The organism is Synechococcus sp. YX-04-1 (assembly GCF_030546365.1).
Lineage (GTDB): Bacteria > Cyanobacteriota > Cyanobacteriia > PCC-6307 > Cyanobiaceae > Parasynechococcus.
In genome coordinates this window covers 176,393-200,859 of the sequence record NZ_JAUONZ010000002.1, presented here as the reverse complement: position 1 = coordinate 200,859, position 24,467 = coordinate 176,393, and the positions used below count along the sequence as shown (strand labels likewise).

The window sequence follows — 24,467 nt, the reverse complement described above, 5'->3', positions numbered from 1 at the left end:
CTGCGGAGTGGAGACCGTCTAGCGGAAATCAGGCATCATCGGCTGGAGGCTCTGTTGAGCAGTTCTGGTGCCGCTTCACCGTTACTTCTGGCCCCCTGCCGTGCTCGGAAGCCTGCTCATGGCCGCTTTGATCGGCTGGTTGGCTCGGCCACTCGCTCAGCGGCTTGAACAGCCACCCTCAAGTCTGCTTGAGCTGCTCGAGACCGATTCAACCGTTGGTTCGGGTGTTGTGCCCAGGGTGCCGCCGGTTGCTGATCACGTGCCTCTGGAGATCCGCGTCGGTTTGGTCAGCCAGAGTCCCATCACAGCCTTCCGGCCAGGCCCCAACGTGCTGTGTCGCAACCAGAACGGCTCTGTGATTCCTTCTCAACAGCTGGGGAAAAGGATTGCTTCATCCACCCCACAGGAGATTCACTGCTCAGGCGGGCCTGTTCAGATCAACCAGCACCACTATCGAGGCGATGTATCACTGGTCAAAGGCCAAGGTGATTGGCTCCCTGTGGTCTCCCTTGACCTGGAAACCTATGTGGCCTCAGTGGTTGGCGCCGAAATGCCGAGCCACTGGCATCAGGAAGCCCTGAAGGCACAAGCCGTTGCATCTCGCTCCTATGCGATGGCGCATCTCGCCAGACCCGCAACAACCGCTTATCACCTCGGGGACACAACCCGTTGGCAGGTGTTCGCAGGGGAGAAGAGCACCACACAGGCGAGTCATTCAGCCACTCGGGAGACTCGGGGAATGATCCTGAGTTACGGCGGTGGCATTGTGGAGAGCCTTTATGCGTCAAACGCGCAAGTCAGTGCTGAAGCCCATGGCCATCTCGGCGCCAGCATGAGTCAAACCGGGGCACAGCAACTGGCCCGCCAGGGACTTCCCTTCAATGCCATCCTCGGCAGGTACTACGCAGGAGCCTCGCTGGCACGGTTGACTTGGCATGACCAGTGAACTGCTTCGAAAAGCGAAGGAGGTCACGGTTGCAGCGAGTGCATCCGGAGCGCTGGTGCCGCTCGACACCACGTTGACCCACCTCATGGGGGATGGAGGAAGCCGCTTTGAGTTACGGCATCTCCTCAGCGCCACACCGAAGCACCTTCGAGCTTCTGGTCCAAAGCCGAATCCATTTCTCCCCTGGGATCAACGTCTGGAGGTTGATCGGATTGGTGATTCCCACGTCGTGATCCTGAACAAATATCCAGTTCAGACCTCCCACATGTTGCTCATCACCCAGGACTGGCAACCCCAGACCGGTTGGTTGTCCATGGAGGATTGGCGGTCCCTCGCCCGGATTGATGCGACGACGACGGGGCTTTGGTTTTTCAACAGTGGTCCTGATGCCGGTGCGAGTCAGCCGCACCGGCATCTGCAGTTGTTACCCCGTGCAGCAGGGGAGCGCATCTGTGCTCGGGACGATTGGTTTCGACGCTGTGCTCAGAACACAACCATGTCTGCTCAGGATCCTCTGTTGCGCAGTTCACGAGTCGCAGCGATCAGTTCAACCCTGACGGGTGAAACGCTTCAAGAGCTCTATCTCGCTCTTGCAGATGACCTTGGTCTCGGACACCCCACCACCGACGACTGCCCCCGGGGGGCCTACAACCTGCTGCTCTCAAGGCAGTGGATGGCCATCGTTCGCCGCAGAAGGGAGGGGATACGTGGTTTCAGCGTCAACGCTCTCGGCTTCGCCGGATCCTTGTTAAGTACCGATGCCTCCGATCGGCAATGGATTCAGCGTTCAGGACCGGAGGCCCTGCTTCAAGCCGTTGTTGACGCTGACGGGTGAATCAAAGCTCCGTGACAAAGACGTCACCAACGACGCATTAGTGCAGTGGTGCCACGGATGCCGTGGCTGGCTTGTCTCTGCCAAGGCTGTAGGTGCACTCATCACCATCCATTGGACAAGACCTGCCTCAAGCGTCGAAATTTTCAAATCCAGGACAACCTGCATCTGGTTCGACCCATTGCCCGTCATTACGCTCAGCAGACAGGCCTAGAAAATGACGATCTCCTTCAAGTGGGATATCTGGGACTGATCAAGGCCTGCAACCGCTACGACGCCCAGCGGGGGGCACCATTTCCCAGCTTCGCCAAGCCGCACATTCGAGGAGCCATTCTTCATTTTCTTCGTGACAGAGTCGGTTTGATTCGACTCCCAAGGGCCGTTGAAGAACGGGCCATGCGGATGATGCGCAGCTCCGGAGGCTCTGTTCTGAGCCCAGCCGATGCCCTGGTGGTTGACCATTACCGCAACAAGCAGAACTGGGTGGAATTCAACGACGATCTGCTCAATGACACGCTGGAAGGAATCGAGTTGCTTGAACGCTCAGAAGCCTGGAGCAGGGTGAAAAGGCTTTTCCACAAACTTGAGAAAGACGACCAATGCGCCCTACAGATGGTCGTCATCGATGGGATGAGTCTGAGGCAAACAGCTCAACAGCTCGGTATTTCAGCGATGACTGTTCAGCGTCGGGTTAAACGCGGCCTCAATAGCCTTTCGAGAGAGTTGAACGCTGCTCAGCTGGACGCCTGAGCGTCGCGATCCATTTGTTCTTGGAGCGTTTTGATGGCGGCATTGAGGGCCGACAGCTGCCGTTCTGCACCATCACGCCAGAACCGCAGCATCGACAACTTCCGTTCCTGATGCTGGCGGCGCAGGGCCGTGTGATCGGTGCTGGTGCTGCAGCAGAAAGGAGGAAGCATGTCAGCGGGTCGAATCCCATGAATCCTGACGGATTTCCACGTCTGGTGCGACTCTCCAATCACTTGGCTGTGGCAGAAGGTGGAACTACGGTGTGGGCTCACGACAGCCACACCGTGGTGTCGACGCCCTTGCGAACACCACAACAGCAAGCCGCATGAGTCTCAGGCGAGTCCCGGTATTGGTCTTGACCTGTGTCTCGCTTGCTGGTCTTGAGTTTGGATTGCAGTGCCGTGCTGACGCTTACGTCGCCTTGATGGCTGGTCAGCGCGCACGCCCCCTCAACGGAACGTTCAATAACGTCCCTGTGCTGCATTCCAATCAACCGGAGATCGTCACCGGACCTGGAATCCTGGTGAACACCGCTGCCGGTTCTGCTGTAGCAGCAGAGTCGAACCAGCCTCTTCGCAACGCCGCCTACACCTTCAATGGTGAGTTCGGCGTTCATATGCATCACAAGTACTACCCCCAAGACCAGGCAAAGCTCGGGGGACGACGATCCCGGGGCTTGATGACCTTGGCTCTGATCGCGACGAATCCAGGATCGACGCCGATCACGCTGGATTTCGACCGTGGTTCGGTCAAAAATAGTTTTGAAGCGCCGTATCACCCGAATCGCCTGATGGGGGTCAAACCCCTCGGGAAGCGCCCCTGGAACACCGGTCCTGGCGATGCTACCGCCGTTCAACTGCTTCGCGGAGAACTGGATCGCAAGTTGCCCGAACGCGTCGTGATCCCTGCAGGAGGACGTCGTGTTGTGGTGCGCACTGTTCTCCCCGCCCGTGGCATTGCCAACGGCCTGTTGAAGGGACGCAGCAGTGGTCCGTTCACGATGGCTGTTGTTGCTGCTGAGCAAACAGCTCAGGATTCAGATCTCTTTGCGGTTCTGCAATCAGGGCGTCTGGCCCCGGGGCGGATTTACTTGAATCGGATTCGAGAGATTCAGCTGGGTCGCGTTTTCTCACGGGTGGCCGGCGTTGCCCTTGGCGATGCTTACAAGGCAGAGATCAGCCATGACCTCGACCAGGGTCCACTGCATGTGCCCTTAACCAGCACGAAGCGGCATCACTTCGGCACCAGCGATGTTCAGGTCAATCCGTTGACCACACGGATGATCGATTCTGCTCTTAATAACGTTGGAACCTATGGGGTTCGCTACGACGTGACCCTCAATGTTTCGGGTACAGGGCCTCATCAACTCGTGCTCAGTCACCCGGTTGTTTCTGGCAAGAAGACCTTCACTGCCTTTCGTGGTTCGCTGCAGATTGCTCAGGATCGAACCCTTCAAGAAGTTCACGTTGGCATGCGCTCAGGCGAGAGTCTTGCCCTGGCTGATCTCAACCTGGCGCCTGGTACTCGCAAGGCGGTGAAGGTGAGTCTGGTTTACCCGGCCGATGCCACCCCAGGCCATCTCCTCAGTGTTGTTCCCGTTCAGCAGCTGGCCGTGCTTCATCGCCGCCAGCAACAGCAGCGAAACGCCCAGTTAAAAATTGCGGACACCAAATCAAGGAAGGTGGGACCGAAAACCGCTCCCCCACCTCCTGAGACAAAGCCCATTGTTGTGAATCCTGCTCCTGGGAAGCCAGCTCCTGTGATGCCTGCGGTGGTCCCCGTCACCACACCGCGTTACGGCGAGTTGATTCGATCTCAACAGCAATGGTTGCTGCAGCTTCAGGGCCGATAACCTTCCCGAAGGTGGATTGAACTTTTGAGCGGCGAGGACTCAAAACGTCAACGTATCTCCGTGGAGATGTCAGAGCCCATGGTCGCGTTGATTGACCAGCTCAAGGGTGAATACGGAGCACGTTCCCGTGGGCGCGTGCTCGAAATGTTGTTGCAGGATCTGATCGACCCTGGCGATTCAGCTTCGGATCCTGAGGTCACTCCCCTGAAGGACGATGCAGAACCAGCGTCCACGAGCAGGTCCGATGAGGTCACCAGTCTCGTTCTGATCTCAACTGGCAACCATCCGGAAGACATTGAAGAAACTCCAACCTCAGCGTCTGGGCTTTCCTCTGGGGGTGGTTCCTCGGGCATCGATCTGCCGGGGTTCGTCAGTAAGCGCACCAGTCAGCTCAAAGCGACCCTTCGCTCTTCTCAGCAACGGGAATCTCCGCAGACCGACCCCCTTGTCTCAACGGTGGATCCCGCTGAATTAAAGGAGGCCAGTGCTGCCGCTGAAGAGCACTGGAGGTCCCTGTATGGCCAAGCTCCGGGCCCAACAGTGATTGAAGCCGCCATGACCTGGTTGGCGCGTGATGTCTGGTCCAGCACCGATGCGAGTGATGGGCGTCCATTCACTTGGTCTGCCGCAAATGCAGCCGTTGAGACGCTGTGTGCCGGGTGGGACTCCAGTGATCCATCGCTCGGGCGGGTGATGGTGGTGGCAGGAGCTCTGGAGGATCCCTTTGCCACGTCCTCATTGGCGGAACGCATGCCGACCCTGATCCGTCGCTTCGTAAACCGTTTCCGTCGCAGCCGGCAGGTCACCTCCTTCGAAACCCTTGAATCAACGATGACGGTTCACGGGGCTCTGAAGCTCTTGGGCCTGTCAACGCAAGCAGGTACCTCGGTCACCCTGAGCTCCATTCGGGAGGCCTACAAACAAAGGGCCCTTGAAGAACATCCCGATGCGGGTGGTTCCACCGATGCGATGCGACGACTCAATGAGGCCTATCGGTTGCTGCGTGAGCTGTACCGGAACCGTTGACCAGGTATCGCGTTCTAGATGCACTATGAGACTTGGGATAAGTCTTGTTTGAGACGTGTGCCTTATGACTCATGGCTTGTTCCGTGGCTGCGAACAATCAACCAAGCACTCAGGGCCAGCATGACCACAGAGCCGCTCAGCGCCAGAAGATCGGTGGCGTTGTTCACTTCGAAGCCAATGGTCTTTTTGAACGCAGCGACAATCAGGCCGACAACAATCACATTGGACAGATTGTTTTTCAGGCTTTGCAGGCTGTTCACCGAGAGAATGTTGGTGTGCTGCTCCGCTCCACCCTCAAGGCGTGGATCAAGGTCTGAGATCACCAGTTCATAGATGCCGTAGCCAAAGATCAGCAGGGCAATGCCGATCACGAAGTAATCAACCCCACCCACCATCTGGGCAATTGTCTTTGCAGCAACGCTCTTGGTGCTGAAGGGCAGCCGCATGATCACGAGAAAGGCGTTGAAGACTTCAATCGCCCCAATCACAAAGCAACCAACGCTTCCGAGCAGGCTCAGCACCACCGGCACAATGCTGATCAAGCGGAATTTCCAGATCAGCCGCTCAAACCGTCGTTCAATCCATCGCGCGGCCATGGCTCATTCCGATCAATGCCTGGCCCATAGTCTGACCAACGCAATCGCAACTCTTGCCTGAGACACATGACGAGCCGCAATGCAAGTCTTGGCTGAGACAAGCGCTAATCATCAAGAATCCAAAAATGCCCTGTTTTGTTTGTTGCGTGCATATATTCCCAGGACGTTCTTCTTCACGTGAAAAAACCTTGCATGAAGGCGCTTGAAGCGGTCCACGGCCAGTCCAGGGGTCATCCGAGATCCCCAAAATGCAGTCTTCTTGGGAACTTTGAGGTCTGCGTACCTGCTGTAGACACAGGTACGCAATTTTTTCTTGGTCTTTTTGGTGCTTCGAAGGCCTGCATGGGGCTCAGTCTCTTGCCGACCGTATAGGAATTAGTGCGGGACTCAGAAGGCGTCTTGCCTTGTCACCCTGAGACTAAAGAGGTGCCTCGCAAGTCCTAGATGAGACTCGTATCTAGTCCTGTCGATAGTCTCAATCGAGAATAGTTGACAATAAAAAACCGGGCTCGAAGGCCCGGTTCTTTTGAGGACGTTGAGGTTTGAATCAGGTGGACGTTTGCATGCCCTGAATCAAGAAGTCGAAATAGGGAGACGTGAGCTTCACCTGCTGTTCCGAAAGCAGAGATAGGGATGCATCCTTCATGCACTTCATAGCTTCGACCATGCCAGGCATCGGAACACCGAGGCTGTTGTACATCTCGCGCGCTCCCACCAGCCCGATTTCCTGGATCATTTCGGTGCTGCCGGCAAGAACTCCGTAGGTGATGAGACGGAGATACCAGCTGTAGTCACGCAGGCACTGGGCCCGCTGCCGCTGACCGTAGGCATTGCCGCCAGGGGCGACGTACTCGGGTTTGCGACCAAACAGCTGCTTGGCGGATTCGTCGACGATCTTCTTTTCGTTCTCGGTCAGAACCTTGACCACAGAAACGCGCATGGCGCCTTGGTCGAGGAAATCCACCATGGTGCGGAGCTCTCCGCTGGTGGGATACCGCAGATCGTCATCGGCCTGGAGGATGAGATCCCGGACAACGCTCATGGAACTGGGCAGGCTTCGTGGAGTTTAGTGGTCTCGACCCGTTCACTAGACCCTTCACCGCCCGGGTGTTACGCCATTGCAATGGCAGGGAACCGAGAGCATGGACAAAGTCGACAGCCCGAACAGCAGTGAACCTCGGCCGGGGCTCACCATCGAGCTCGAGGCTGTTGACCTGGACCGCGACGGCAAGGGTCTGGCCCGTTGGAACAACTGGGTGATTGTTGTTCCCGATCTCTTGCCGGGGGAGCGCGCCACGGTTCAGCTGCAGCAACGCCAAAAGTCGCGCTGGTTGAGCCGACGGGTGGATCAGATCTCGTTTTCCGAAGATCGGCGCCGCCCACCCTGCATCCTTGCCGATGACTGCGGTGGTTGCACCCTGCAACGCCTGGATGACCCCGCCCAAACCCGTTGGAAAGCCCAGCAGATTCAACAGACCATGCAGCGAATCGGGGGCATTGATGTTGCTCCCGCGGCAACTCTTGTTGATGACGAACGCTGTTTTGGTTACCGCAATAGAGCCCTGATCCCGCTGAAGCGGGACCAGAACGGCCGGCTGAAAGCCGGCTACTTCCGACCGAAGACCCACAAGATCGTCAACCTGAACCACTGTCCGGTGCTCGATCCACGCCTGGACGCGTTGGTGGAACCACTCAAGCAAGATCTGGATGCAGGGGGGTGGCCGGCCGACCATGACCTGCTCGAAGCCCAGGGCCTGCGTCACCTCGGGCTTCGTCTGGCCAGCGCCACTGGCGATGTGCTGATCACCTTGATCAGCAGCCATGCCCAGCTTCGAGGCCTTGAGGACCTCGCGCAGAGCTGGGTGCAGCGTTGGCCCGCGGTGAAAGGGGTCTGTCTCAACCTTCAACCCACGGCCAACAACCTTGTTCTCGGTCGAACCACCCATTGCCTGGCAGGTGTTCCCACGGTCGAGGACAAGTTCTGCGGCATCAAGCTCTCCCTCAGCAGCACAACCTTTGTTCAGGTGAACACGCCGCAGGCGGAACGGATTGTTCAGCTGCTCAGCGACTGGCTTTCGCTTCAGTGCGCCGGCGGACGTGTGGTCGATGCCTATTGCGGCGTGGGGACCATTACCCTGCCCCTGGCCAAAGCCGGTTTTGTTGTTCAAGGTCTGGAATTGAACCCTGACTCGGTGGAGCAGGCCCGGCTGAATGCCATGCACAACGGCCTCTCCTCCCGCTGTGCATTTCATGCAGGCGATGTGGCAGACCTCCTCGCTGCTCAGCTGGAGGACTGTCAGGCACTCGTGCTGGATCCACCGCGCCGGGGTCTTGATCGTCGCGTGGTGGACAGCATCCTTGAGCACCCCCCTGGCGTGCTGGCCTACCTCAGCTGTGACCCTGCCACCCAGGCGCGGGATCTGAAAGCACTGCTCCGCCCATCAGGCCCCTACAAGCTGGAGATGCTCCAGCCCGTGGACTTCTTCCCCCAGACAACGCACCTTGAGTCGTTGGCGCTGCTGAAACGGATCAGCTCCTGAGTTCTGCCTGAAACTGCTTGCTCAAAGCGGCGCGCACCTTGTCGTGAACGGGCTGAATTTTGTCGTCGGTGAGGGTTTCATTCTTGCCGCGATAGCGCAGACGGAAGGCTTGGCTCACTTTGTTGTCGCCAAGCTGCTCGCCCTCAAAGCGATCCACCAGTTCCACCTGTTCCAGAAGAGGTTTACCCGCCTTGCGGATGGCTTGGATCAGATCGGCAGCTGCACTGGATCGGTCGACCACCACGGCAAGATCCCGCTCGCTGAAGGGAACTGTTGGGTAGGGCTTGAAGGACGGCGTCCAGCGGTTGCTGCGGGTGGCTGCATCCAGCAGTCGCACCAGATCGAGTTCAAACAGATAGGTGGCTTCAGGAAGATCAAGCTCCTCAGCCACGGCAGGGTGAAGTTGACCGAAACAGCCCAAGGGACGGCCTTCCAGTACCAGGGTGGCGGCCCGACCCGGATGCAGTCGTGCATCGTCGATCAGACGACGGTCTGACAGCTCCAGCTGCAGGGCCTCCATCACCCTGGTCAGAACGCCACGGGCCTGGAAATAGTCCGGTGCCTGTGGCTTGCCACTGGTTGCCCAGGTGGAGAGGCGTCGATCTCCGCAGATCACCCCACCCAGAACGGCGGTCTGGCTGACGGCTTCCGGGGAACCGCAGTAGGTGTTGCCGATCTCGAAGACAGAGCACCCCCGCTGGGATGCCTTCAGATTGCGAACACAAATCTGCAGGTGCTCTTCCCAGAGGTTGGTGCGCAGATGGCTTGTGTCGGCCAGCAAAGGATTGCTGATGGCGATGCGCTGTTCTTGCTCTGAACCAGGAACGAGTGACAGGGTCGTGACCTCTTGCAGCCCAGTGGCACAGAACAGCTGCCGCAGGCGCCGTTCTGCCTGCTGGCGCGGTGTGAGGGCACCGGGCTCCAACGGATCGGGCAGATGGGCCTCGAACCGATCGAAGCCCACAAGTCGGGCAACTTCCTCGATTAGATCAACTTCTCGCTGCAGGTCTTGCCGTCTTGAGGGCGGCGCAACCACCTGCCATCCCTGTTCATGGGCCGAGAGCTGGCAACCCAGGGCTGACAGGCAGTTTTCGATGCTGGAGTCATCCAGATCCTCCGGGCCATCAGCAGCATCGAGGGGTCCAAGCAGTTGATGCAGAGCACTGCGCCGCAACAGCACCGCTGCCGCTTCTGCGGGCCCGGTGCCGCCCACCCAACGGCCCTTCTCAGCACAGGAAAACTCCTGACTCAACAAGGCCGAGGCACGGGCCGAACATGGCAGGGTCATTTCAACAGGTAGCCCCTTTTCGAAGCGGCTGCTGGCATCGGTGCGCAAGCCCAGGGCCCGGGCGGACTGGCGAACCCGCGGCGCAGCAAACAGGGCGGATTCCAGCCAGATGTTCCGGGTTTTGGCGGTCACGCCACTCTCGAGACTCCCCAGCACACCTGCAATGGCCACAGGCCTGTCATGACAGGTGACGACCTGAACACGGCTGTCGAGGCTACGTTTCTGATCATCAAGGCCAACGAAGATTTCCCCGTCGCGAGCGGGACGGACAGCAAAGCTCTTCGCATCCACCGGTTGGCCGGTCAGTTGTTCCAGCGCATCGGCGTCAAAGGCGTGGAGGGGCTGCCCCTGCTCCAGCATCACCAGATTAGTGACGTCAACCACGGCATTCACGCTTTTCACACCACCGCGCTCGAGACGCTGCTGCAACCAGTTCGGTGAGGGCTTGGAGCCATCCACACCCTCGATCCTGGTGATCGAGTAGAAGCAGCCGTCCAGTTCTGTGTTCAGCGGAGTGGAGCTGGGATTCAGATCCAGCTCGGGAAGGCTCAGGCTGCCACCGGTCAGGGCTGCCACCTCGCGAGCGATACCCACCATTGAGAGGCCGTCGGGGCGATTGGCGGTGATGGCCAGCTCCAGAACGGTGTCGTCGAGTCCGAGCAGGGGTGCCACAGGCGCCCCGGTTGGTGGCAGCGATTCCTGAAGCTCATCAAGGATGGCGATGCCGTCTGATTGATCCGTGAGGCCCAGCTCGGTCAGGGAGCAGATCATTCCGTTGCTGGCGACACCCCGCAATTCGCCGGCTTTGATCGTCAAGCCAACGGCGGGGAGGGTGGCTCCGACCATTGCCACCGGAACATGGATGCCGGCACGAACGTTGCTTGCACCACAGACGATCTGAATTGGCTCCTGAGCTCCGACATCCACGCTGCAGACGCTCAGCTTGTCGGCATTGGGGTGTTTATCCCGCTCCAGCACGTGGCCGACCACCACGCCCTGGGCCCGGGCGCTGAGGTCATCAACGTCGTCCACCTCAAAGCCCGCCATCGACAGGCGCTCGGAGAGATCGTCCACGGACTCATTCACCTGGACCAGCTGTTTCAGCCAGGAGATGGATACCCGCATCGGATCTAAGCCAGACAGCGCGCGATCTTAGGAAGTCCCCCTGGATGAGCTGCTTAGGACCTGTCGGGTCAGGGGGTAAGCTCGATGTTTGTCAATTCGCTTCGCACCTGCGGCGCAACGTCCTTTATGGCCAAGAACAAGGGCGTCCGGATCGTGATCACTCTCGAGTGCACCGAATGCCGGTCCAATCCCGCCAAGCGTTCACCCGGCGTGTCTCGCTACACGACGGAAAAGAACCGCCGGAACACCACCGAACGGCTGGAGATCAAAAAGTTCTGTCCCCACTGCAACAAGGCCACGCTCCATAAGGAGATCAAGTGACCTTGCAGGTCCGTCTTTACTCCATCCGTTCCTGAGTCATGTCCAGCTCCTTCTTCAAGAAGCGTCTCTCGCCGATCAAACCCGGTGATCCCATCGATTACAAGGATGTGGATCTTCTCAAGAAGTTCATCACCGAACGCGGCAAAATTCTTCCCCGTCGCCTCACCGGCCTCACCGCCAAGCAGCAGCGCGATCTCACCAACGCCGTCAAGCGTGCCCGCATCGTTGCCCTTCTGCCGTTCGTGAACCCCGAAGGTTGATCCTCGGGCGTTGAACAATTCCATCCAACCCGGAGACACCGTCGCGGTTGTTCTCAAGGGTTCTCCTCTTCTCGGCCGTCTTCTGTCCATCAAGGGCAGCAAGGCGGTTCTTTCTTTTGGTGGTCAACGTCGTGACCAGGGCCTGCCCCTGCGCGATCTGATTGCCATTGATCCTGAGCATCTCTTCGATCAATGTGACCTGCCTGCCCCTGAGCAGGTGCAGGACAGCGCGCCATCAGCACGGGCCGTCGTCGAGGCCTGGCAGCTGCTGGAAATGGATCAACCTGGGGGCATGGCTCGACTGAGCCTTTGTGAGCTGGGCGAGTTGGTGTTGACCCCGTTCGATCTCGCCGGTCTGGCAGCGCTGTGGGCCTGGCTGCATGGAAGCCAACAGTTGTTCCGCTGGCGTCGAGACCGCTTGATCCAACCACTCCCCTGCGAGGAACGGGCCAGCCTTCGGCGCCAACGCCGTGCTGAGCGGCAGGTGCAACAGCATGAACAACGGCAGCTCGTGTTACTGCGGGCGGAGCGAGGCCTCAGCGACGATGAACGCCTCGAACTGGGCCAGGTTTGGGATGAGCGCTTCAGCCACTGGATTCAGTTGCTGAAAGACAATCCCGCGGCGGTGGGCTCCGACCTGGATCTCCAGCAGTGGTCGGCACCCTTATCGATCGGATCCGATGCAGCCGATCTGCGGCAATGGTTGATCGTGCGTGGGTTGCTCGATCCCAATGAGCCCATTGGTTTGAGAGGCAGCGTCTGGTCTCGTCGTTTTCCCACGGATCTGGTGGATGAAGCGAATCGCCTTGTTGCTCTGTCGAATGAAGAGCTGCCTGGGGATGAGCAACGCATCGACCTCACGCACCTGGCGACCTACAGCCTGGACGATGCAGGAACCCGCGAAATTGATGACGCTCTCTCCCTGGAGCGTCGTGACGGCGTTGATTGGATCTGGATCCACATCGCTGATCCCAGTCGGCTGATCGGCATTGACTCCCCCCTCGATCAGGAAGCCAAACGTCGGGCCACCAGTTTGTATTTGGCGGAGGGTGTGATGCCCATGCTCCCTCTTGAGCTGGCAGCCGGTCCACTCAGCCTGCGGTCCGGGCAGCGTTGTGCAGCCTTGAGTGTGGCCGTCCACCTTGATGATGATGGTGCTGTGGCGGAACAACGGATTGCGCGCAGCTGGATCCGACCGCGCTACGGCCTCACCTACACCGATGGTGATGAGCTGATCGAGTTGGCTCCCCCAGGCGATGAAGCCTTGTCGGATCTCTCGCGACTCTTGATTCAGCGCATGCGCTGGCGCCGCTCCAAAGGGGCCGTGATGTTCGACCGACCCGAGGGCCGCTTCCGCCGCAGCGATGGGACGTTGACGCTGCAGGTGATTGACCCGTCACCCTCCCGCCTGATGGTGAGTGAAGCGATGCTGCTGATGGGCGCTGTTGTGGCCAGCTTTGGGAAAGAGCACAACCTGCCACTGCCCTTCCGCAGTCAGCCTGCAGCGGAGCTGCCCTCCAGCGATGAACTCAATCGAATCCCCGAGGGACCAGCCCGTGATGCGGCGATTAAGCGCTGTTTGAGCCGTGGCGTGCAGGGAACGCGACCCATGCCCCATTTCAGCCTCGGGCTTGAGGCCTATGTGCAGGCGACATCACCGATTCGACGCTATGCCGATCTCGTGGCCCACCGCCAGATCATTGCCCAGCTTTCGGCGATTGCGCCGATGGATGAAGAGCATCTGGGTGAAGTGATCGACGATCTCGATGATCCATTGCGCCAATCCATTCAGATCAGCCGGGAGGATCAACGCCACTGGCAGCAGGTGTGGTTCGCTGAGCATCAGAACACCGTTTGGTCGGCCGAATTCCTGCGCTGGTTGCGGCCGCAGGATCGATTGGCCCTGGTTCATGTCAGCGACCTGGCCATGGATCTGGTCGGTTGTGTGACTGCAGCAGCCGCTGAGCCCGGCGACGCTCTTGAACTCAAGGTGGGTCGTGCTGACCCCGTACGCGGTGAGCTGCAGCTTCAGTTGGCCTGATCCAGAACCCCTGTGATCCGCACCCACGGACCCCATGGATTTTTTACGCCGCGCAGACTCACCCTTTGGCCGGCGTGATCCGAGGCGGAAAGCCAGCGGTGAATGGCGGGTTCCAGCGTGATCAGGGGCGAGACTCCTTCTGCGGTTTGCAATTGATAGCCCTCCTGAAGGTTGCCTGTGAGCACGCCACTGAGACCGACCTCATGAGGCTGGTTTGGCGCCTGGTTCACGCCGGGGGGAATGAGCGTGCTGGCCCGTGGGCCTGAAAGGCAGCCCTTCGCATCAAGGTGTTCAGGTCGAGCCAAGCCCTGCTCCTGAGCTGTAACCCAGTGCGGATGCCAAAGCGGCCAGTCCCAGATCGGGAGCACTGCCGCAGGGGCTTGGGGCTCGTGGATCAGTGCTGACTGAATGGCATCAACCGCCAGATCACCAACGTCACAGTCCTGGCGAACGGCCATGGCCGCTGCAAGCCCCGCCACCTGGCCCAGATTGAGGATCAAGGGCTGCAAACGCGTTGCCCCATTGGCCATATGGCTGACGCTGAATCCTTTCTCCGCCATCACAAGGTTGGGAAGTGATTCTGAGATCAAGGCATCGAAGGGGATGCAGAAGGGCGTACCGCTCCAACGCCCTCCCCAACGCACACTTTTCTGTGCGAGGGGCCAGTCCTCACCGGGGTAGTGATGGTCATTGGCGTAGGTGCCCACAGCGATGCTGGTGCAGCGTCCCTGGGCATCAACCGGTAGCGGTCCCCGCTGGGCTCCCTTGGACATCGGCAAGAGGTCGCGTTCCGTGACCGTTGATCGACCGATCAGCCGCCGACCCTCCCGCCAGTACGGCATCAACGCCAGGCTGGGCTCTTCCCCTGGAAAAGCGTTCCCTGCAGCGATCCAACCACCGCTGCATTCCGACAGCGCCGCGAGGAAATCCTTGCTGTGCCCCTGCATCTCTTGGGCCAGCTCTGCACGAACCTCGGCATCCGCACTGAGAGCTCGATCGAGACCTTGGTGCCAGTCGTTGCCCTCCAGGGGCCAATTCAGCATGACCAGGCCGCTGGGCAGACGGCCATAGGTGATGGTTTTCTCGAGGCCGAAGCTGGCGATGCTCCGATCAAACGGAATCCGCGGGATCGCATCGGCACGCTGCGGATCGAGTTCCCCATGCAACTGACCCATCACCACCCAGGTGGGTGACTGAATGGGTTGCTGTTGAAAGAAGGCTTCGCTCTCGAGCCGGCACTGATCGGGGGCACTGGGTTCATCCCAGATCTCCTTTGCTTCCCAACCCCAGCGGAAAGGAGCCGAGGACAGGGCAAGCAGATCACCCAAGTCACTGCCGTCAACAAACACATCGGCGGAGAAGGTCTCGACACCATTTGCGCTGCTGATCTCCACGGAACGGAGGCGGCCCTGCTGGCCGTGAACCTGCTCGAGCCTGCAGTGGGGACGCCACTCGAGCTTGGGCTCGGCCGCCACCCAGCGTTGCAGGATCCGTTCGGCCGTTTGCGGCCTGTATCCGAAACAGCTCACCCAGTTCTGGTCGAGCCCGCTCGGCTCCTCTAACTCCAGCTGCCGCAGAAATGCGCCCCAGATCCCGGTCTGCCAACAAGTCAGTTCATGGCCATCCGGGGCGCAGACCCCTGCCGAACTCACCATGCCCCCCAGCCAGGGCCCGGGGGTGAACAGTGTCGTGTCCGCTCCTGATCGTGCACTCTGCAGAGCAGCAGCGACGCCTCCGCAGCCACCACCCCAAACCACCACGTCGCGTTGGGTCATGGCGAGGGTGGTTTGGCGTGGAGCGCAATGGGCATGCTCGTTAGAGTCTGTCGTCGCTGCGGTGCAGCGGAGTTCGAACTTTTCTGATGCCCTACACCCTTACGACTCCGCTCTATTACGTCAACGATCGTCCCCATCTGGGCAGTACCTACACCACCCTCGCCTGTGACGCCCTGGCTCGCTTCGAGCGACTCCGGCTGGAGAAGGTGACCTTCGTGACAGGTGTTGATGAGCACGGTCAGAAGATTCAACGCACGGCAGAACGTCAGCAGCTGAGCCCGCAAGATCATTGCGATCGCGTCAGCAGCCGCTACCGCGATCTCTGGAATCAGTGGGGGATTTCCCACGATCGCTTCGTGCGCACCACCAACCCGCGCCACTTGGAGTTGGTGGAGCAGTTCTACGAACGGGTCAAGGCATCCGGCGACATCGTTGTTGGCAAGCAAACCGGCTGGTACTGCGTTGATTGCGAGGAATACAAGGACGATCCGGCCGAAGCCGAGTCGCCTTCCTGTTCGATCCACCGCAAGCCTCTGGAATGGCGCGATGAGGAGAACCTCTTCTTTCGGCTCTCCCGCTATCAATCCGCGATTGAGGAGTTGGTGGCTCGGGATGACTTCATCGCGCCTGCCAGCAGACGACAGGAAGTGCGCAATTTCGTCGGCCAAGGCTTGCGCGACTTCTCCATTTCACGGGTGAATGTGTCCTGGGGTCTTCCAGTACCCGACCATCCAGGTCACACCTTTTACGTCTGGTTTGATGCCCTGCTGGGATATCTCACAGCACTTCTTGATGACGGCGAAGCGGTGTCACTGGATCGGCTTGCCTCTTGCGGTTGGCCCGCCTCCGTGCACGTGATCGGCAAGGACATCCTTCGCTTTCATGCTGTCTTCTGGCCTGCCATGTGCATGTCTGCAGGACTGCCGGTGCCGCAAAAGGTGTTTGGCCATGGCTTCCTCACCCGGGAGGGCCAGAAGATGGGCAAATCCCTTGGCAATGTGTTGGACCCGGAATTGTTGCTGGAGCGATGCGGCACCGATGCCGTTCGTTGGTATCTCCTGCGCGACATCCAATTCGGAGACGACGGAGATTTTCAACAACAACGCTTTGTGGATCTCGTCAACAACGACCTCGCCAACACCATCGGCAACTTGCTCAACCGCACCTCGTCGATGGCCCGCAAATGGTTCGATGATGGCGTTCCCCCGGCAGGAGCAGCCTCAAGTGCTGACCATCCCCTGGCTATCAAGGCTGCGGAATCCGTCAGCACGGTGATTGAGGCGATGCCGCAGTTTGCGTTCAAGACAGCCGCCGAGTCGATTCTTCAGTTGGCAATTGCCGCGAACGGCCATCTCAATGACACAGCTCCCTGGAGTCGGATGAAGGAACCCGGTCAAGAGGCGAGCGTTGCCGAAGATTTGTTCGCAGTGCTGGAAACCACCCGGATTGTTGGCCTTCTGCTTGCCCCGCTGCTGCCCGACCTCAGCGAACGGATTCTTGCCCAGCTCGGGCAAAGCTTGGATCAAAACAACTGGTCGAATCAGCTGAATTGGGGCAGGCTGAGCGGCGGTTCTGCGCTGCCGAAGCCAACACCGGTGATGCAGCGGTTGGAACTGGATGAACCCCTCTAAACAAAGCATGCTGGGTCGGTTGTCGCGTAGTGGTTTGACGGCTGCCCTTGTGGCGAGTGCATTGCTGACCGCTTGCACGACACGTCGGCCAATCACGGTTGAACCCACGCCTTCCTTCGTGTTTCGATCGCTGGATTTGAGTCAACGGACCGACGACGGCAACCGTGACTGGGATCTCAGCAGCCCCGAGGCGCGTTACGACCTGAGCAGTCGAACCATCCGTGCACGACGTCCTGAGGGCGTTCTCTATCGCGACGATCAACCGCACTACCGGATCACTGCTGATCTCGCCACGGTGTTGAGGGATGGAGAGCTCGTCGTTCTTGAAGGATCGGTTCAGCTGCGGCAGTTGAACCAACGAGGGCTGACGATTGAGGGAGACAATCTGATTTGGACGCCATCGCAGTCGCGGATGGTGATCAATCAACGGCCAACGGCCAACGATGGCCAGACGCAAATTCGATCCCGCGAGCTGGCCTTCCAGCAGGACACCGAGGTGCTGGTGTTCAGCGGCCCGACCCAGCTGAACCGTGTTGATGAAACAAGTGCTGCTTCAACAGTGGTGCGCGGTGGCAGCGGAACCTGGAATCTGAAGAGCGGTTTGATGCAGGCGCCTGGTCCGGTGGAGGCCGTGCGCAGTGATGGCCGAACGCTCAACGCATCGGGCCTGGATGGCAATACCCGCAAGGGTTACCTCGACCTTCAACAACCGGTCATGCTTGTGCTCGAAGGCGAACGGGGTCGGATCACTGCCGGACGCACACGTTGGCTGTTTTCGGCGAAGCAACTTCTATCCGATCAACCCGTTCAGGCTGATTTGAAAAACAGCAAAGTGCAGGGCGGGGGATTCAAGCTTGATGAGAGCACTGGCACCGTGATCATTTCCAGGGACTGTCGCGTGGAGCAGAAGTCGGAAACGCTCACGGCTCGGAGGTGTGCATGGAACTGGCGCAGTGAACGGGTTGTGGCTGATGGTGATGTGGTTCTTCAGCGAACCAAGCCTGCGCAGATCACGCGGGCATCACGCATGGAAGCCAAGCTTTCTGATGATGGCGAGATCCGTTTCGGCCAATCCGGAGCGAGGGTTGAATCCAGGATCAAGCTGAGTCCGGCAGCACAGGAGAAACCTCGCCGGCCCCAAGTGTCGTTCTGAGCCTCTGGGTCCAGCCCTCAATCCATCGTTCATCCGAGCGGGTGAAACAACGCGGTGACCAGCCCCCCACGATTACGGCTCCTTCGTTGCCCATGGGGCAGACAACGATGGCAGGGAGTGACGGCAGCATCGCGTCGAATTCCGCCCGGCCCGGAAAGAGTGTTGTGTTCACCAGTGAGATGGTTTGGTCACGTTCAAGGGCCCGTTTGGTGATCGGCCCTGGCTGAAACGAGTCCTGACTGATCAGGCCTCGACGCAACACGACCTGTTGGCGCCACAGCACGAGCACTGATGCCGCTGGCGTTGCTGTCAGCAGCATGTGGCTGCCCCAGGCCAGCTCCTGTTGTTGGTCCTTACTGAACTGATCCGCCATCACCAGTCCCTGCTCTCCCTTCAACGGAACCTTCTCCGCTGATTTGGGATTGGCCCGTGTCCAGAGCACCGCCACCAACATCAACCCAACCGCTGCCATCCCCGCCAGAACCTCTGCTCTTTGCAGTTCGGGTGTCACCGTCTCCGCTAACCCAGCATTGGTCACGGTCAGACCCAGCAACAAGAGCGCACAGATCAGAACGGCTCGGGCGGGACCTGGCATCAAAGAAGGTTGCTGTCAGAACGCAATCATCCTGCTCAAATATGGGCATGTGCGTCTCTGCCATGACGACTCCCGAGGCTTTTGCCGCCATTGCCCTCGCCGCCGTTGCCTGTGATGGAAAGCTGGGGCGGGACGAAGCGCATGCCCTGCGCTGTCAGCTGGAGTACCGATCGCTCTACAGCGACAGCTCTGAAGCTGCGATGGGTGAATTGTTTGATCGCCTGCTGCTGCTGTTGCGGGAGCAGGGCGTTCAGGGCTTGATTGCGTCTGCCTTACCGCAGCTCAATCGACCACAGCAGCAGTCGGCCCTGGCTGTGGCCGCGCATCTGGTGCATGCAGACCGCAAGATCACAGCGGAGGAGACCGACCTCTTGGATCAGCTCACCCGTCAGATGACGTTGCCCGACAACGAAGCCTGCATGGTTGTTGAGGCAATTGCAGCCCTAAACCGCGACATGCTGGACAGCTAACGGCAGACTGAGGGAGTCATAACGCTTGAAGGGATGCCCCGTTCCGCCAGACGCCTGTTGGCCAGCCTGCTCAGTTTCGGGTTCTGTCTTCTCCTCTGGGCCCCTGCCACTCTGGCGATCTCACCTGCCGCGTTGGGTGGAAGCCTGCCGGATGCACTGGTGATCGACGATGCCGACGTGTTCAGCCGCGCCAGCCGTGGTGAATTGGAGGTGAAATTGCGTAGTTTTGATGATCAACGGGTGGACGCCCGCTTGATCACGCTGCGGCGTTTGGATTACGGCATCAACTTGAACAGCTTCGGTGAGGAACTTCTCGAGACGTGGAGCTCCCCCAGCGGTAATCCCCTGCTGTTGATGTTGATCGAAACCTCCAACAAGCGTTCCGCCGTGGTCGCAAATCAGGAGCTCGAAGCACAACTTCCTTCAAGCCTGCTGAAGAGCACCGCGCGGACAACGATGACGGTGCCCCTGCGGGAGGGCGATCGTTATCGCCAGGCATCTGTTGATGGCCTCACTCGACTTTCAACTGTCCTCTCGGGTGGGGAAGATCCTGGCCCTCCGAAGGAAATTGAACGGGTCACTCTGCCCACCAACATTCCCACCAAGGCGGAAACCGCTGAGAGCGATGCCACCAAATGGGTGATCATCTTGTTGGTGCTTGGAACCATCATTCCGATGGCCACCTGGTGGGTGTTCTCGCGCTGAAGACCTAACTGCGATGAGCCGCCGTAACTGGATCAACCTGTTCAGCAACAGCCAATCCATCGAACTCTCGAGTGATCTTGAGCGTGGCTACGAGGCGGCTCTTCTCATCCAAAGCTTGGAATTGGAGTACTACGGCGACCGGCAGATCCGGCCGGACCTCAAGCTCTCTGTGCCGCGCTCTGTTCAGGCCACGATTCTGCGTCGCTTCAAAACGGCGCTGGCCATTTGCCGTAATTCAGCAGCCAATCTCTCGGACCAACGGGGCCAACTGGATTCCCAGGAGCTGCGTCAACTCCAACTGATTGAATCCGTCGTGAGCCGCTATGGATCGCGACGATCCAGCAGTTCGCCGTCGATCAGCCGCTCACCGGATGCCCTGCCCCGTTCGCTTCTCGGTGTCTTCGACAGCATTCGACTTCAATTGGATCCTTCGACCGAGGACAACTTGGTTGCCGGCTATCGACGCCGAAGGGACAGCACGCTGATTTCATTGAGGGTCCTGCTGCTTCTCGTTCTGGTTCCCTTGCTGGTTCAACAGATTGCGGGGACCTATTTGATCTCCCCTGTGGTGAATCAGTTTTCACCTGAACTTCCTTTCTTGAGTTATCCCAAGCCTCAGTTGGAAGAGAAGGCAGCTGAAAAACTTCGGGTCTACAAGCAAGAGCTGGAATTCGATGCCTTCCTCAAAGGCGACCAGCCCCTGGCTGATGGCGCCCTGCGCGACAAGCTCACCGAAAAGGCAACGGAACTCAAGCAGGATGCCGATCAGGAAAGTCTCAAGGCAATTAAAAATGTCTTTGCAGATTTGGCCGGCCTAATCGCTTTCGCCGTGGTGTGTTTTATGAGCCGCGATGAACTGCGGGTTCTTCGAGGATTTCTGGATGAGGCTGTTTACGGGCTGAGTGATTCCGCCAAGGCCTTCGCCATTATCTTGTTCACTGACATCTTTGTTGGATACCACAGCCCGGAAGGTTGGTCGGTGCTGCTGGAAGGAATTGCCGACCATTTCGGCCTTCCCTCCAGCCAGAGTTTCGTCAATCTCTTCATCGCGACATTCCCAGTGGTGTTAGCGACGATCTTCAAATATTGGATTTTCAGGTATCTCAACCGTGTTTCTCCGTCTTCCGTCGCGACGCTGAAGGGGATGAATGGCGGTGGTTGATCCCACGTTCCATGTGGAGCCACCCATGGCAGGCCAGACCAGCCGCTTAATCCTGGTCAGCGGACCAGCCCGCAGTGGCAAGAGCCGTTGGGCTGAGCATCTTTTGCTTCATCACCCTGTTGTGACCTACATCGCCACCGCTGCCACCCGACCGGATGACCCTGATTGGCACAAGCGGCTGGAGGTCCACCGGCAGCGTCGACCCGACCACTGGAGCCTCGCTGAATGCGGAGCAGACCTGGTGAACGTCATCGACAACCTTGCTCCAGGCCAATCTGTTCTGATTGACGCGCTTGGAGGATTCGTTGCCCATCACCTCGACCTAAATGCATCGGAGTGGGAGCACCTCTGTGAACGGCTGATCGCCTCGATCAGGTCATCGCATTGCACTTTTGTTCTGGTGATCGAAGAGACAGGCTGGGGCGTTGTCCCCCCAACACGCATCGGTGGCTTGTTTCGGGATCGTCTTGGAAGCCTTGCCCAATCACTTGACCGTGTCGCCAACGCCGCCTGGTTGGTTCTCCAGGGTCGCGCTCTGGATCTTCATGGCCTAGGCCAGCTTGTGCCATGACTGAGTTTGCCCCCCTGCGTATTGCCCTGTACGAGCCCCAGATCCCACCGAACACCGGCAACATCGCCCGCACATCGGCAGCCTTCAGCATTCCACTGACCCTGATTGAACCTCTTGGATTCAAGGTTGATGATCGGAGCGTTCGCCGTGCCGGTCTTGATTACTGGCCCCACGTTCAGCTTTCAATCGCTTCGAACTTCCCCGAGTTTCAAGCTGAGCTCCAACCTGATCAGAGGTTGATCGGTTGCAGTCGTCGTGGTGGTTCATCGCTCTCGTCGTTTACCTTTCGACGAGGGGATGTTCTGCTGTTTGGCCGGGAAGACACGGGGCTGCCGGAACCGGTGCGCAAAGCCTGCGACAGCATCCTCACGATTCCAATGCCTGGAGCAGCTGATGACGCTGGCCAGGGGGGCGTACGCAGCCTCAACCTTTCCGTCGCTTGCGCATTGGTGACCTACGTCGCTGGAGAGCAGTTGCGGTTGTGGTGATCTCACCACTGCTCCAAACCCCCTTGCGCCGTGATGTTCGGCTCGTTACCTTCAACGCGTCTCAGGGTTTTCATGCGCGCATCGCTTGCTGTGGCAGCTGCAGTAACCCCTGTTGTGTCATTGGGTCTGTGGAGCTCCCTGCCCGGTATTGCCGATAACGCCACCTTTGAACTTGCCGAGCTGCCTCCCCTGCCAGCTCTCGAGCTTTCTGATTCCATCGCCGCCGGCAATAAAGCCAAAACGACTGCCTCCGTTTGGTTCAAGGTCGTTCGGGCCACGTCACTGAGGCGTTTCTCTGAGCTGTTCAACCTGGATCCTGAGGTTCTGGCCACGTTGAACAACGTGCCTTCCTCCCATGTTTTTGAAAAGGAGAGTTGGCTCTCTCTGCCTGGCTCTGCGCGGGCTGTTGCGGTGACGTTGTCGTCACTCAAACGGACCAGTGAGCGTCAGACGCTTCCAGTTGCTGCTCCGCCACCGGTCGGCACCCTTGCCAAAATCCAGAAGGGTGATTCTTTGGCTGCTTTCCTTAAGCGTCACGGTGTCACCCAGGAACAGCTCAAGACTTGGAATCCTGGGCTTGAAGTCAGTGGTTTGACTGTTGGCCGGGAGCTCCAGATCGCCCAGGCTTCCTCAGGGCAGTCACTTCTTGCTGTTCGTCCGCTTCGGAGTGGCGGTGCTGCTTGGCCAGAGCAAACTCTGCTGCCTATCGCCGACCAGCCCGACCACCTCAAACCCCCAATCGTTGGTTACCAGTGGCCAACCAAGGGTGTTTTTACCTCAGGTTATGGATGGCGTTGGGGTCGGATGCATAAAGGGATTGATATTGCCAACAACACCGGAACCCCTGTCCTTGCAGCGCGTGATGGGATCGTCTCCTTCTCAGGCTGGAGCGGTGCCTACGGTTATCTGGTCGAAATCGCCCACAGCGATGGTGAATCCACGCGTTACGCCCACAACAGCCGCCTTTTGGTCAAGAAAGGTCAGGTTGTACCCCGTGGTGCTCGAATTTCATTGATGGGAAGCACCGGACGAAGCACCGGACCTCACCTTCACTTTGAAATCCGTCGCGCCGGTGGCGCTGCTCTCAATCCCCTGGTCAAGCTTCCGGCACGAAAGGCCTGAATCAATCAAGCTCATATCCAAGCTCGTAACGAGCAGGTTGCTCGCCAGCTTGAATCAATGAATGTCAGAGGGGAGACTTGAACTCCCGACCTCAGGGTTATGAATCCTGTGCTCTAACCAGCTGAGCTACTCTGACGCAGGCCCTTCAGGCCAGTGCCCATCATACATCTCAGGGGTTCAGCCTCAGCGCATGTCGATGGCATTGAGGCGGTCGCGGAAGGATCTCGGCTGGTCATCCTTGATCAGAGGCTTCACTGTCTCAACAACGGGTGTCGGTGCAGGTAAAGGTGCTGGCTCGGCGACTCGTGAGGGCGACGACCGTCGGCTTGCTCCGCGATTCCCTCCCAAGCTTTTCAGCTGCCCTGTGCGCTGGTCTCGATCCAGAGGTTTCTTGCGCAGATCTCCTTTCAGCTGGTTCAGCAGACGGAAATGTCCAGTAGAGCTGAACTTGCGCAGCAGAGCTGGGTCCCAGCTGGTGAATCGATCAGTCATCGTCTGAGTTTATGGCGACGGAGGGCGGCATCCGTGATAGGTTGAAACATGAAACTGGAAGTCGATTCGACTACGTGTTAAGTCGATTGCGGCCTTCAGCTCACTCCTTCACCCCCCGATCATGACCGACACCGGTTGCTTGCGTGTGGGCCAGCAGGCCCCTGATTTCACAGCCACCGCAGTGGTGGACCAAGAGTTTAAGGAAGTCACCCTGTCCCAGTACCGGGGCAAGTACGTGGTGCTGTTCTTCTATCCGCTGGATTTCACCTTCGTTTGCCCGACTGAAATCACGGCCTTCAGCGACCGCTACGCCGATTTCTCCAGCAAGAACACCGAAGTCCTCGGCGTTTCCGTGGACAGCCAGTTCAGCCACCTGGCCTGGATTCAGACCCCTCGCAATCAGGGCGGCCTGGGCGATATCAACTATCCCCTCGTTGCCGATCTGAAGAAGGAAATTTCCACGGCGTACAACGTTTTGGATGATGCCGAGGGTGTTGCCCTGCGCGGCCTGTTCATCATCGACCCCGATGGTGTGATCATGCACGCCACCATCAACAACCTGCCTGTTGGCCGCAACGTGGATGAGACTCTTCGGGTTCTGCAGGCCTTCCAGTACGTGCAATCCAACCCCGACGAGGTTTGCCCTGCCAACTGGACTCCTGGTGAAAAGACCATGAAGCCTGATCCCAAGGGTTCCAAGGAGTACTTCTCCTCCATCGGCTGATT

The 24,467-nt window shown here is 58.8% G+C and carries 26 protein-coding genes and 1 tRNA gene; 19 read left to right on the top strand and 8 right to left on the bottom strand.

From position 1 onward, the window contains the following. Positions 1-67: 67 nt before the first annotated feature. The 3 genes from Q3Y53_RS04385 (at position 68) to Q3Y53_RS04375 (ending at position 2,528) form a co-directional block, all read left to right on the top strand. Positions 68-946 carry a SpoIID/LytB domain-containing protein gene (locus Q3Y53_RS04385; RefSeq protein WP_303533323.1) on the top strand — a complete coding sequence of 293 codons (879 nt, stop codon included), beginning with the start codon at positions 68-70 and terminating at the stop codon, positions 944-946. Next, positions 936-1,781: a DUF4922 domain-containing protein gene (locus Q3Y53_RS04380; RefSeq protein ID WP_303533319.1), complete on the top strand. Its 846-nt coding sequence runs from the start codon at positions 936-938 to the stop codon at positions 1,779-1,781. Before Q3Y53_RS04385 ends, Q3Y53_RS04380 begins: the two co-directional genes overlap by 11 nt. A gap of 111 nt (positions 1,782-1,892) precedes the next feature. Next, on the top strand, positions 1,893-2,528 hold the full coding sequence (locus Q3Y53_RS04375) for a sigma-70 family RNA polymerase sigma factor (protein WP_303533317.1): 636 nt from the start codon (positions 1,893-1,895) through the stop codon (positions 2,526-2,528). Here the strand turns inward: Q3Y53_RS04375 and Q3Y53_RS04370 are convergent. Beyond that, positions 2,513-2,698: a hypothetical protein gene (locus tag Q3Y53_RS04370; protein ID WP_226423889.1), complete on the bottom strand. Its 186-nt coding sequence runs from the start codon at positions 2,696-2,698 to the stop codon at positions 2,513-2,515. The two genes, Q3Y53_RS04375 and Q3Y53_RS04370, sit on opposite strands and share 16 nt — an antisense overlap. Before the next feature lie 18 nt (positions 2,699-2,716). On the opposite strand from Q3Y53_RS04370, the gene Q3Y53_RS04365 reads away from it, so the two are divergent. The 3 genes from Q3Y53_RS04365 to Q3Y53_RS04355 all read left to right on the top strand — a co-directional run bounded on the left by Q3Y53_RS04365 (position 2,717) and on the right by Q3Y53_RS04355 (position 5,406). Then, complete coding sequence (locus Q3Y53_RS04365) at positions 2,717-2,857, top strand: hypothetical protein (protein ID WP_303533313.1); 141 nt, start codon at positions 2,717-2,719, stop codon at positions 2,855-2,857. Further along, positions 2,854-4,380, top strand: coding sequence for a DUF3370 family protein (locus Q3Y53_RS04360; RefSeq protein ID WP_226423890.1), 1,527 nt, complete (start codon positions 2,854-2,856; stop codon positions 4,378-4,380). Before Q3Y53_RS04365 ends, Q3Y53_RS04360 begins: the two co-directional genes overlap by 4 nt. Before the next feature lie 78 nt (positions 4,381-4,458). After that, a complete protein-coding gene (locus Q3Y53_RS04355; protein ID WP_303533308.1) occupies positions 4,459-5,406 on the top strand; it encodes a molecular chaperone DnaJ in 948 nt (315 codons plus the stop codon). A gap of 62 nt (positions 5,407-5,468) precedes the next feature. On the opposite strand, the gene Q3Y53_RS04350 is transcribed toward Q3Y53_RS04355, so the two are convergent. Both Q3Y53_RS04350 and Q3Y53_RS04345 read right to left on the bottom strand, forming a co-directional pair. After that, entirely contained in the window at positions 5,469-6,002 is a 534-nt protein-coding gene (locus Q3Y53_RS04350) for a YqhA family protein (RefSeq protein WP_303533307.1), read from the bottom strand. Positions 6,003-6,549: 547 nt separating this feature from the next. Next, a complete protein-coding gene (locus Q3Y53_RS04345) occupies positions 6,550-7,044 on the bottom strand; it encodes an allophycocyanin subunit alpha-B (RefSeq protein WP_226423893.1) in 495 nt (164 codons plus the stop codon). A gap of 100 nt (positions 7,045-7,144) precedes the next feature. On the opposite strand from Q3Y53_RS04345, the gene rlmD reads away from it, so the two are divergent. Then, complete coding sequence (gene rlmD, locus Q3Y53_RS04340) at positions 7,145-8,542, top strand: 23S rRNA (uracil(1939)-C(5))-methyltransferase RlmD (protein WP_303533304.1); 1,398 nt, start codon at positions 7,145-7,147, stop codon at positions 8,540-8,542. Here rlmD and pheT read toward each other — a convergent pair. Beyond that, positions 8,532-10,955 (bottom strand): phenylalanine--tRNA ligase subunit beta, encoded by a 2,424-nt coding sequence (gene pheT, locus Q3Y53_RS04335; protein WP_303533301.1) that lies wholly within the window; start codon positions 10,953-10,955, stop codon positions 8,532-8,534. The genes rlmD and pheT overlap by 11 nt on opposite strands. Before the next feature lie 126 nt (positions 10,956-11,081). On the opposite strand from pheT, the gene rpmG reads away from it, so the two are divergent. The 3 genes from rpmG to Q3Y53_RS04320 are packed head-to-tail and all read left to right on the top strand — an operon-like array spanning position 11,082 to position 13,577. After that, a complete protein-coding gene (gene rpmG, locus Q3Y53_RS04330) occupies positions 11,082-11,276 on the top strand; it encodes a 50S ribosomal protein L33 (protein ID WP_186572289.1) in 195 nt (64 codons plus the stop codon). 38 nt (positions 11,277-11,314) lie between these two features. Then, positions 11,315-11,536, top strand: coding sequence for a 30S ribosomal protein S18 (gene rpsR, locus Q3Y53_RS04325; RefSeq protein ID WP_006041316.1), 222 nt, complete (start codon positions 11,315-11,317; stop codon positions 11,534-11,536). A 10-nt stretch (positions 11,537-11,546) separates the two neighbouring features. Beyond that, a complete protein-coding gene (locus tag Q3Y53_RS04320) occupies positions 11,547-13,577 on the top strand; it encodes a ribonuclease catalytic domain-containing protein (protein ID WP_303533225.1) in 2,031 nt (676 codons plus the stop codon). Here Q3Y53_RS04320 and Q3Y53_RS04315 read toward each other — a convergent pair. Next, complete coding sequence (locus tag Q3Y53_RS04315; RefSeq protein ID WP_303533223.1) at positions 13,565-15,352, bottom strand: FAD-dependent oxidoreductase; 1,788 nt, start codon at positions 15,350-15,352, stop codon at positions 13,565-13,567. The two genes, Q3Y53_RS04320 and Q3Y53_RS04315, sit on opposite strands and share 13 nt — an antisense overlap. 86 nt (positions 15,353-15,438) lie before the next feature. Here Q3Y53_RS04315 and metG point away from each other — a divergent pair, with 86 nt between their 5' ends. After that, entirely contained in the window at positions 15,439-16,983 is a 1,545-nt protein-coding gene (gene metG / locus Q3Y53_RS04310) for a methionine--tRNA ligase (protein ID WP_303533221.1), read from the top strand. Further along, a complete protein-coding gene (gene lptC / locus Q3Y53_RS04305) occupies positions 16,970-18,136 on the top strand; it encodes an LPS export ABC transporter periplasmic protein LptC (RefSeq protein WP_303533218.1) in 1,167 nt (388 codons plus the stop codon). Before metG ends, lptC begins: the two co-directional genes overlap by 14 nt. On the opposite strand, the gene Q3Y53_RS04300 is transcribed toward lptC, so the two are convergent. Next, positions 18,081-18,731 (bottom strand): cofactor assembly of complex C subunit B, encoded by a 651-nt coding sequence (locus Q3Y53_RS04300; RefSeq protein ID WP_303533216.1) that lies wholly within the window; start codon positions 18,729-18,731, stop codon positions 18,081-18,083. The genes lptC and Q3Y53_RS04300 overlap by 56 nt on opposite strands. Before the next feature lie 62 nt (positions 18,732-18,793). On the opposite strand from Q3Y53_RS04300, the gene Q3Y53_RS04295 reads away from it, so the two are divergent. From Q3Y53_RS04295 to Q3Y53_RS04270, 6 genes are all read left to right on the top strand, one after another. Then, positions 18,794-19,201: a tellurite resistance TerB family protein gene (locus Q3Y53_RS04295; protein ID WP_303533215.1), complete on the top strand. Its 408-nt coding sequence runs from the start codon at positions 18,794-18,796 to the stop codon at positions 19,199-19,201. Between the two features lie 33 nt (positions 19,202-19,234). Continuing rightward, positions 19,235-19,906, top strand: a complete 672-nt coding sequence (locus tag Q3Y53_RS04290; protein ID WP_303533213.1) for a photosystem II repair protein Psb32 — start codon at positions 19,235-19,237, stop codon at positions 19,904-19,906. A gap of 13 nt (positions 19,907-19,919) precedes the next feature. Continuing rightward, entirely contained in the window at positions 19,920-21,068 is a 1,149-nt protein-coding gene (gene pxcA / locus Q3Y53_RS04285) for a proton extrusion protein PcxA (protein WP_303533210.1), read from the top strand. Then, entirely contained in the window at positions 21,055-21,639 is a 585-nt protein-coding gene (gene cobU, locus Q3Y53_RS04280; protein WP_303533208.1) for a bifunctional adenosylcobinamide kinase/adenosylcobinamide-phosphate guanylyltransferase, read from the top strand. The genes pxcA and cobU overlap by 14 nt, the downstream gene beginning before the upstream one ends. After that, positions 21,636-22,127, top strand: coding sequence for a tRNA (cytidine(34)-2'-O)-methyltransferase (locus Q3Y53_RS04275; RefSeq protein ID WP_303533207.1), 492 nt, complete (start codon positions 21,636-21,638; stop codon positions 22,125-22,127). The genes cobU and Q3Y53_RS04275 overlap by 4 nt, the downstream gene beginning before the upstream one ends. A gap of 72 nt (positions 22,128-22,199) precedes the next feature. Continuing rightward, positions 22,200-23,249 carry a M23 family metallopeptidase gene (locus Q3Y53_RS04270; RefSeq protein WP_303533205.1) on the top strand — a complete coding sequence of 350 codons (1,050 nt, stop codon included), beginning with the start codon at positions 22,200-22,202 and terminating at the stop codon, positions 23,247-23,249. A gap of 62 nt (positions 23,250-23,311) precedes the next feature. On the opposite strand, the gene Q3Y53_RS04265 is transcribed toward Q3Y53_RS04270, so the two are convergent. Together Q3Y53_RS04265 and Q3Y53_RS04260 are read right to left on the bottom strand one after the other, a co-directional pair. After that, positions 23,312-23,385: transfer RNA gene (locus tag Q3Y53_RS04265), tRNA-Met, on the bottom strand. 47 nt (positions 23,386-23,432) lie between these two features. Next, positions 23,433-23,741 carry a hypothetical protein gene (locus Q3Y53_RS04260; protein WP_303533202.1) on the bottom strand — a complete coding sequence of 103 codons (309 nt, stop codon included), beginning with the start codon at positions 23,739-23,741 and terminating at the stop codon, positions 23,433-23,435. Between the two features lie 121 nt (positions 23,742-23,862). Between Q3Y53_RS04260 and Q3Y53_RS04255 the strand changes: the two genes are divergently transcribed. Further along, a complete protein-coding gene (locus Q3Y53_RS04255) occupies positions 23,863-24,465 on the top strand; it encodes a peroxiredoxin (RefSeq protein ID WP_226399823.1) in 603 nt (200 codons plus the stop codon). Positions 24,466-24,467 lie beyond the last annotated feature (2 nt).

Bases quoted from the DNA above. Each gene is read 5' to 3' on its own strand.
- Q3Y53_RS04315 (WP_303533223.1), bottom strand. From the start codon at position 15,352: ATGACCCAACGCGACGTGGTGGTTTGGGGTGGTGGCTGCGGAGGCGTC.
- lptC (WP_303533218.1), top strand. From the start codon at position 16,970: ATGAACCCCTCTAAACAAAGCATGCTGGGTCGGTTGTCGCGTAGTGGT.
- Q3Y53_RS04380 (WP_303533319.1), top strand. From the start codon at position 936: ATGACCAGTGAACTGCTTCGAAAAGCGAAGGAGGTCACGGTTGCAGCG.
- Q3Y53_RS04350 (WP_303533307.1), bottom strand. From the start codon at position 6,002: ATGGCCGCGCGATGGATTGAACGACGGTTTGAGCGGCTGATCTGGAAA.
- Q3Y53_RS04300 (WP_303533216.1), bottom strand. From the start codon at position 18,731: ATGCCAGGTCCCGCCCGAGCCGTTCTGATCTGTGCGCTCTTGTTGCTG.
- rlmD (WP_303533304.1), top strand. From the start codon at position 7,145: ATGGACAAAGTCGACAGCCCGAACAGCAGTGAACCTCGGCCGGGGCTC.
- cobU (WP_303533208.1), top strand. From the start codon at position 21,055: ATGGCGGTGGTTGATCCCACGTTCCATGTGGAGCCACCCATGGCAGGC.
- Q3Y53_RS04365 (WP_303533313.1), top strand. From the start codon at position 2,717: ATGAATCCTGACGGATTTCCACGTCTGGTGCGACTCTCCAATCACTTG.
- Q3Y53_RS04255 (WP_226399823.1), top strand. From the start codon at position 23,863: ATGACCGACACCGGTTGCTTGCGTGTGGGCCAGCAGGCCCCTGATTTC.
- Q3Y53_RS04295 (WP_303533215.1), top strand. From the start codon at position 18,794: ATGACGACTCCCGAGGCTTTTGCCGCCATTGCCCTCGCCGCCGTTGCC.
- Q3Y53_RS04360 (WP_226423890.1), top strand. From the start codon at position 2,854: ATGAGTCTCAGGCGAGTCCCGGTATTGGTCTTGACCTGTGTCTCGCTT.
- rpsR (WP_006041316.1), top strand. From the start codon at position 11,315: ATGTCCAGCTCCTTCTTCAAGAAGCGTCTCTCGCCGATCAAACCCGGT.
- Q3Y53_RS04370 (WP_226423889.1), bottom strand. From the start codon at position 2,698: ATGCTTCCTCCTTTCTGCTGCAGCACCAGCACCGATCACACGGCCCTG.
- Q3Y53_RS04290 (WP_303533213.1), top strand. From the start codon at position 19,235: ATGCCCCGTTCCGCCAGACGCCTGTTGGCCAGCCTGCTCAGTTTCGGG.
- Q3Y53_RS04345 (WP_226423893.1), bottom strand. From the start codon at position 7,044: ATGAGCGTTGTCCGGGATCTCATCCTCCAGGCCGATGACGATCTGCGG.
- rpmG (WP_186572289.1), top strand. From the start codon at position 11,082: ATGGCCAAGAACAAGGGCGTCCGGATCGTGATCACTCTCGAGTGCACC.
- Q3Y53_RS04275 (WP_303533207.1), top strand. From the start codon at position 21,636: ATGACTGAGTTTGCCCCCCTGCGTATTGCCCTGTACGAGCCCCAGATC.
- pxcA (WP_303533210.1), top strand. From the start codon at position 19,920: ATGAGCCGCCGTAACTGGATCAACCTGTTCAGCAACAGCCAATCCATC.
- pheT (WP_303533301.1), bottom strand. From the start codon at position 10,955: ATGCGGGTATCCATCTCCTGGCTGAAACAGCTGGTCCAGGTGAATGAG.
- Q3Y53_RS04355 (WP_303533308.1), top strand. From the start codon at position 4,459: ATGGTCGCGTTGATTGACCAGCTCAAGGGTGAATACGGAGCACGTTCC.
- Q3Y53_RS04260 (WP_303533202.1), bottom strand. From the start codon at position 23,741: ATGACTGATCGATTCACCAGCTGGGACCCAGCTCTGCTGCGCAAGTTC.
- metG (WP_303533221.1), top strand. From the start codon at position 15,439: ATGCCCTACACCCTTACGACTCCGCTCTATTACGTCAACGATCGTCCC.
- Q3Y53_RS04270 (WP_303533205.1), top strand. From the start codon at position 22,200: ATGCGCGCATCGCTTGCTGTGGCAGCTGCAGTAACCCCTGTTGTGTCA.